This is a genomic window from Seohaeicola saemankumensis, assembly GCF_021021435.1.
In the GTDB taxonomy this organism is placed as follows: domain Bacteria; phylum Pseudomonadota; class Alphaproteobacteria; order Rhodobacterales; family Rhodobacteraceae; genus Seohaeicola.
The window spans coordinates 1-5,287 of sequence record NZ_JAINWI010000044.1 but is presented as its reverse complement, the minus strand read 5'-3'; the positions used below and the strand labels follow the sequence as shown (position 1 = coordinate 5,287).

The window sequence follows — 5,287 nt, the reverse complement described above, 5'->3', positions numbered from 1 at the left end:
CAAAATACTGATCTTTGTTGTCATCGATATGCCCTCCACTAGAGCGTGTCGCCCCTGATCAGATTCAGGATTCCCATGATGGTCGTTCTGTGATTCCATGTCTTTGAGGCAGATATGGGGGTCAGAGATGGGCAAACCGCATCCTGTTGAGTTGCGTGATCGCGCGGTGCGGCTTGTGGATCAAGGCAGCACGCATACCGAGGCGGCACGGCGGCTGTGCGTTTCGATCAAGTTCGTCAACGACATGGTGCGGCTCAAACGCGAGACCGGCTCGCTTGCGCCGAAACCTCAAGGCAATCCCGGGCGCGGCAAACTGACTGGTGTAAAAGGCTGGGTGGAGCGCCGGATCGCGGCGCAGCCCGATCTGACGATTGACGAGTTGACCGCGGAACTGGCCGCAGAGCAAGGGGTGAAGGTGCATCGCTCGTCGGTCGGTTGACTGCTGCTCAGGCTCGGGCTGTCACACAAAAAAGACCTGGAAGCTCTTGAGCAGAAGCGCAAAGACGTGGCCGACCTGCGCCGCATTTGGATCGGCAAACGCCAGCCCTTCATGGCCAGGCATCTGGAAAGACTGGCCTTCATCGACGAGACATCGCTCAAGACCAACATGGCCAAGACCACCGGCTGGGCCCCGCGCGGGCAGCGCCTGATCGATCACGCGCCGTTCGGGCATTGGCGCACCCAGACCTTCATCGGTGCCCTGCGCCATGACCGCCTCGATGCCCCGTGGGTGATCGACGGAGCGATGAATGGTGAGATGTTCGACCTCTATGTCGAAACCCAGCTGGTGCCGACCCTGCGTCCCGGCGACGTGATCATCCTCGACAACTTGTTGAGCCACAAGAGCCCAGGCGCGGCAAAAGCCATGCGCGACATCGGCGCGTGGTTCCTGTTCCTGCCACCCTACAGCCCGGACCTCAACCCGATCGAATTGGCCTTCTCGAAGCTCAAGGCGCTGATCCGAAAGGCCGCCGCCCGAACCTACCATGAACTTTGGCAGGCCGTCGGCCATGTGTGCGAACTCTTCACCGACGAGGAATGCTACAACTTCTTCAAGGCTGCAGGGTACAGAACCAATTAAACGCGACACGCTCTAAGCAAATATAGAACCGTCATGGTATCCGATGCCGGCGGGTGGGGGCATCCACCGCATCAGTTCAGTTCGACATTTATGTCGAGACCCAGCTGGTGCCTACATTGCGCGAGGGCGACGTGGTCATCCTCGACAACCTGTCGAGCCACAAGAGCCCCGGCGCGGCCAAAGCCATGCGCGACATCGGCGCGTGGTTCCTCTTCCTGCCGCCATACAGCCCCGACCTCAACCCGATCGAAATGGCCTTCTCGAAGCTCAAGGCGCTAATCCGAAATGCCGCCGCCCGAACCTACCAGGAACTCTGGAAGGCCGTCGGCCATGTCTGCGACCTCTTCACCGACGAAGAGTGCTACAACTTCTTCAAAGCCGCCGGATACAAAACCGATTAAACGCGACACGCTTGTCTTATGCTGATCCCGGCTCTTGTGCGAAGAGAGAGCCAGCGCGCGCCACGCCATTTATGGCGCGCGCTGGCGGTGGCTGGATCGTCACAGGCTTGGTCATGAAGGACCGTTTTAGAGTGTGATCAGCCATCGTCTTCGCCTGAGGCCTGAACGGATACAGAGCGGCGCAAGGCCCTCTACGACAAGCATAGGACACGCGAGGACAATGAAAGATGCCATCGGAATCGACATCTCGAAAGACACTCTCGACGCGCATCGTCTGATCAATAACGAAGCGCGGCAATTCGCGAACTCCCAGGCCGGCCTGCGCGCGCTGCGGCGCTGGATCGGCGCCGCAATGCCGGATCTGGTGGTCTATGAGGCAACCGGTGCTTATCATGCCGCCATTGAACGCAGTTTCGCAGGCGTTCTGCCGCTTGCAAAGGTGAACCCGTTGCAGGCGCGCCGCTTTGCCCAGGCGCGCGGGACACGGGCTAAGACCGACGCCGTCGATGCCCGTATTCTGGCCATGATGGGGGCCGCGCTTGACCTTGAACCGGACGCAGTCGCGGACAAAAACCAACCTGCCCTCAAGGAGTTGCATATCGCGCGCACAGCGTTGATCAAGGATCGAACCCGCCTGATGAACCGCCTGAAGGAGAGCACCAAATTCCGTGGGGTCTATGCTGCCATTGGGCCGGCCTCCAGTTTCTGATCGGACGTGGCAACAGCGAGCCCCGGATACCATTGCTCGAACTTGCCTTGGAGGGTGCCGTCGAGGGCACGTGTCCGAGTCTGGAGCATGAAGTGGGCCCCGCGCTTTGACCAGCGCATCTGCTGGCGCTTGGCGAAGCGTTTGCCGACGACGGTGTTTACGGTGGATTCCACAAAGGCGGTGGAGACGCGCTCGCCGTAGCGGTGCCGCTCGGCATAGTTCGGGATCGTGTGAGCGTTCCGGGTGATGTAGACATGAAACTCGGCGGCATTTTTCCGAAAAGCCTTCATGCCGGAATAATCCGTCTCGATTTCGTCGAGATCGTCTTCCAGATCGCGGGCGCAGATGAGCGCCTCACGGGTATTGCCATTCCACAGGAAGCCCTTGATGCGCTTGAGAGTTCGTTCGATCTCTGCGGCCTCGGCTTCCCGGTTATGGGCAAGCCCCTTCACATACTGCCCCATGACTGTCAGGCGCATGGTGATGTGGAACCAGTCGAGCACATGATCGGCGCAGGGTGACATGTCGACGGCGATGTTGCGCACGCTGTCGCCGCCATCGGTGAGGAAGGTGATCTCCTGGTTCATCTGGAACCCCTGATCGCGCAGCACCTCGTGCAGGCGGCGCTTGGGTTTCCGGTCGAAGCTCTGCACGAGGCCGAAATACCGGTCGCCGCGATCCTCGGCCATGGACTTGCCGATCATGACCTCGAAATGTGTCTGCCGGCCCTCGCGGTCAGGCTCGCGGGCGCGGACGTAGCCGCCATCGACACCGACGACGACCGGGCCCTCGGGCAGGGGTAGCCGCGCTCGTTGGTACGGACTGCTCTCGATAAATGTAAACTGCTCCTCGCCCAGTTCCGCCTCGGCACGGGCGGCGACGCGGTGGAGGTGATGCCGGACGGTTTCGGCGTTCAGGGTTGCGCCGACCGGCAGCACGTCCTTCAGCGGATCGACGGTGACGCCGAACGAGACCAGCGATGCCCATTTCGTCTCCAGATACAGCATCTCTGGTGCGACATGTTCGTGGAACAGATCGGCTAGTGGGCTGAAGGTCCGGGTGGTGGCGGCATCGCAGGCGCAGCGATGCAGGCGCGGACTGGCAACCGGCACGTCGCCGAACGGTGTGCGAAACCGGATCACCGTCTTGCCCTTTCTGCGAAGGGACGCGTCGCACGCGCCGCAGTGGCGATGTTCGGCAGCGTAGGCCCCGGCTTGCGCGCCGACGATCCGTTCTTGCACTCGGCCCAGCAGATCTTTGGCCTCGTCGAGGGACAATCCGATCTGTTCGAGCCGGTCATGGGGCTTGTCGAGGACGAGCACCTCCTCGTCACATGCCTCGCCGTCCCCGGCATCGATCCGCAGCCTGATCTCGATCTTCATGGTCCCCTCCTGGGCCGATTTTCCAGAATTGGCAGAGAGGAAAACCTGTGAGGTGATTTCCTCCCTGTCAAGCTGGATTCTGGCCCACCGATGGCGTATCCGGCAAGGAGATTTGTTTCTCGAAATAGCAGATGCAAACTTATGGCCGGATATATCGAACGCCTCTCCGAAGAGATCGCCGACATCCTCCTCCGCGAGGGTATCGACCACGTGCAGACCAAAGCGGTGTTCAAGGCGGCGCGGGCGAAGGCCGGACTGTCGGCCCCAAAGGAAAGGCGTGGCGCGCCGTTGCGGCTCACCATTGAGGAGTCCCTCCGCTTCATCGATGCCGCCTATGCCAGCGGCGGCCAGACTGGGCTGATGGTCCAGACCCTGCTGGAGACCGGCGCGCGCGTCTCGGAATTCGTCGCGCTGCGCGTCGAGGATGTCAGCATCGCCGAGCGCGTCGTCGTTATCGAGAGCGGCAAGGGCGGCAAGCGGCGCGAGGTGCCGATCCGATCGGAACTTGCGCGGCTCCTCGCCCTGCATATCGGCAAGCGCCGGGCGGGACCGCTCTTCATCAGCCGCGAAAAGGGCAAATCCGGCAGCCGGGTCTACACCCGCCAGCGCATCGGGCAGATGGTGCGCGACGTCGCCCGCAAGGCCGGGATCGGGAAGCGCCTCTATCCGCATCTGTTGCGCCATACCATGGCGACGCGGTTGCTGGCGGACGGCATGGACATCACCGACATCCAGAAATTCCTCGGCCATGAGGATATCGGCGCGACCCGCATCTATGCCGAGACCAGCGTCGCCATGCTGCGGCGCAAGTTCGACCGCGTCACCGGGGACGAAGGGCGCGATCTCCTTGGCCAGGTCCGACACCGCCATGGCGACGTGGTGGGAGCCTTCGCGGCCGATCTGCTGACTTCCGATCCGGATCCGGTCACATGAGCTGCTGGTGCATCAGGCGGCGGTGTTCATCGGATCGAAGGCCCTTGTTCACCGCGCTGCGTGAAAACTTGTTCTCGAGGAACCGCAGCCGGGAGCCAGTCCGCTCCAGCACCATCTCCAGATGCCAGCGCTCGTCTTCATCGTCGAGCATGGACCGGCCGCCCTGCAAAACCGCTTGATCGATGAAATCGGCCAAATCCGACATGTCGTTCATGGCGTCGTAGCCGACGGCCTCTTCGCGCCGTGCGAGATACCCCTCCACCCCGCCGCAATCCTCGGGCGGGCAGGCCCCCGGCCCCGCCGATGCATTCCGGATATCGCTTGCGGCTCACGGGGGGCAGCCGATCCTCCACGCGGACCTCATGATCCCACCAATTGCCCATGTCATAGATATACCGGAACTTCGATCCCTTGCGAAACCGGAACGCCGAAATCGCCGCGTTCGGTGGCTCGCCACAAAGATCGGGGCTCGCATATCTCACGCCCCGAATGTAGAACTCGAACAGATGGATGCCGTCCCAGCCCATCACCGCCTGCAGCACGCCGTGCAATTCACGCAGTGACATCACCTCGGGCACCAGAACCCGCCGCCAGACCATCGGACTGAGGTGCAGCAGCCTGACCTTCAGCTGCAGGATCGAACCGCCTTTCGGTTCCGATGATGTGCCGTCTACCATGGGTGAAGCCTACCCCGAAATGCTTCGGCCTGCTACCAGCACCCCACGGAATTTGGTGCACTCCCTGAAGACCCAGACCCTGACCTTGACAAAACGCCAGTCCA

General features: G+C 61.8%; 8 protein-coding genes and 1 pseudogene. 5 read left to right on the top strand and 4 right to left on the bottom strand.

Features of this window, described 5'->3' with window-relative positions; translation table 11 throughout:
• Positions 1-127: 127 nt before the first annotated feature.
• From K7H22_RS19765 to K7H22_RS19755, 3 genes are read left to right on the top strand one after another with little or no spacing between them, the layout of a single operon-like run.
• On the top strand, positions 128-439 hold the full coding sequence (locus K7H22_RS19765) for a hypothetical protein (RefSeq protein WP_230802523.1): 312 nt from the start codon (positions 128-130) through the stop codon (positions 437-439).
• Positions 440-1,081, top strand: a complete 642-nt coding sequence (locus K7H22_RS19760; protein ID WP_330165871.1) for an IS630 family transposase — start codon at positions 440-442, stop codon at positions 1,079-1,081.
• Positions 1,082-1,119: 38 nt separating this feature from the next.
• Complete coding sequence (locus K7H22_RS19755; RefSeq protein ID WP_419248203.1) at positions 1,120-1,482, top strand: transposase; 363 nt, start codon at positions 1,120-1,122, stop codon at positions 1,480-1,482.
• A 16-nt stretch (positions 1,483-1,498) separates the two neighbouring features.
• Here K7H22_RS19755 and K7H22_RS20130 read toward each other — a convergent pair whose 3' ends face one another.
• Positions 1,499-1,627 carry a hypothetical protein gene (locus tag K7H22_RS20130; protein ID WP_269063254.1) on the bottom strand — a complete coding sequence of 43 codons (129 nt, stop codon included), beginning with the start codon at positions 1,625-1,627 and terminating at the stop codon, positions 1,499-1,501.
• Between the two features lie 75 nt (positions 1,628-1,702).
• On the opposite strand from K7H22_RS20130, the gene K7H22_RS19750 reads away from it, so the two are divergent.
• Positions 1,703-2,191 (top strand): IS110 family transposase, encoded by a 489-nt coding sequence (locus K7H22_RS19750; RefSeq protein WP_230802521.1) that lies wholly within the window; start codon positions 1,703-1,705, stop codon positions 2,189-2,191.
• Here K7H22_RS19750 and K7H22_RS19745 read toward each other — a convergent pair.
• Positions 2,158-3,573 carry an ISKra4 family transposase gene (locus K7H22_RS19745; protein ID WP_230802520.1) on the bottom strand — a complete coding sequence of 472 codons (1,416 nt, stop codon included), beginning with the start codon at positions 3,571-3,573 and terminating at the stop codon, positions 2,158-2,160. The two genes, K7H22_RS19750 and K7H22_RS19745, sit on opposite strands and share 34 nt — an antisense overlap.
• 141 nt (positions 3,574-3,714) lie before the next feature.
• Here K7H22_RS19745 and K7H22_RS19740 point away from each other — a divergent pair, with 141 nt between their 5' ends.
• Positions 3,715-4,506: a tyrosine-type recombinase/integrase gene (locus tag K7H22_RS19740; RefSeq protein WP_230802519.1), complete on the top strand. Its 792-nt coding sequence runs from the start codon at positions 3,715-3,717 to the stop codon at positions 4,504-4,506.
• On the opposite strand, the gene K7H22_RS20200 is transcribed toward K7H22_RS19740, so the two are convergent.
• A complete protein-coding gene (locus K7H22_RS20200) occupies positions 4,499-4,768 on the bottom strand; it encodes a hypothetical protein (protein ID WP_230802524.1) in 270 nt (89 codons plus the stop codon). The two genes, K7H22_RS19740 and K7H22_RS20200, sit on opposite strands and share 8 nt — an antisense overlap.
• A gap of 31 nt (positions 4,769-4,799) precedes the next feature.
• A pseudogene (locus tag K7H22_RS20120) lies at positions 4,800-5,183 on the bottom strand (plasmid pRiA4b ORF-3 family protein); the annotation flags it as partial.
• Between the last annotated feature and the right edge of the window lie 104 nt (positions 5,184-5,287).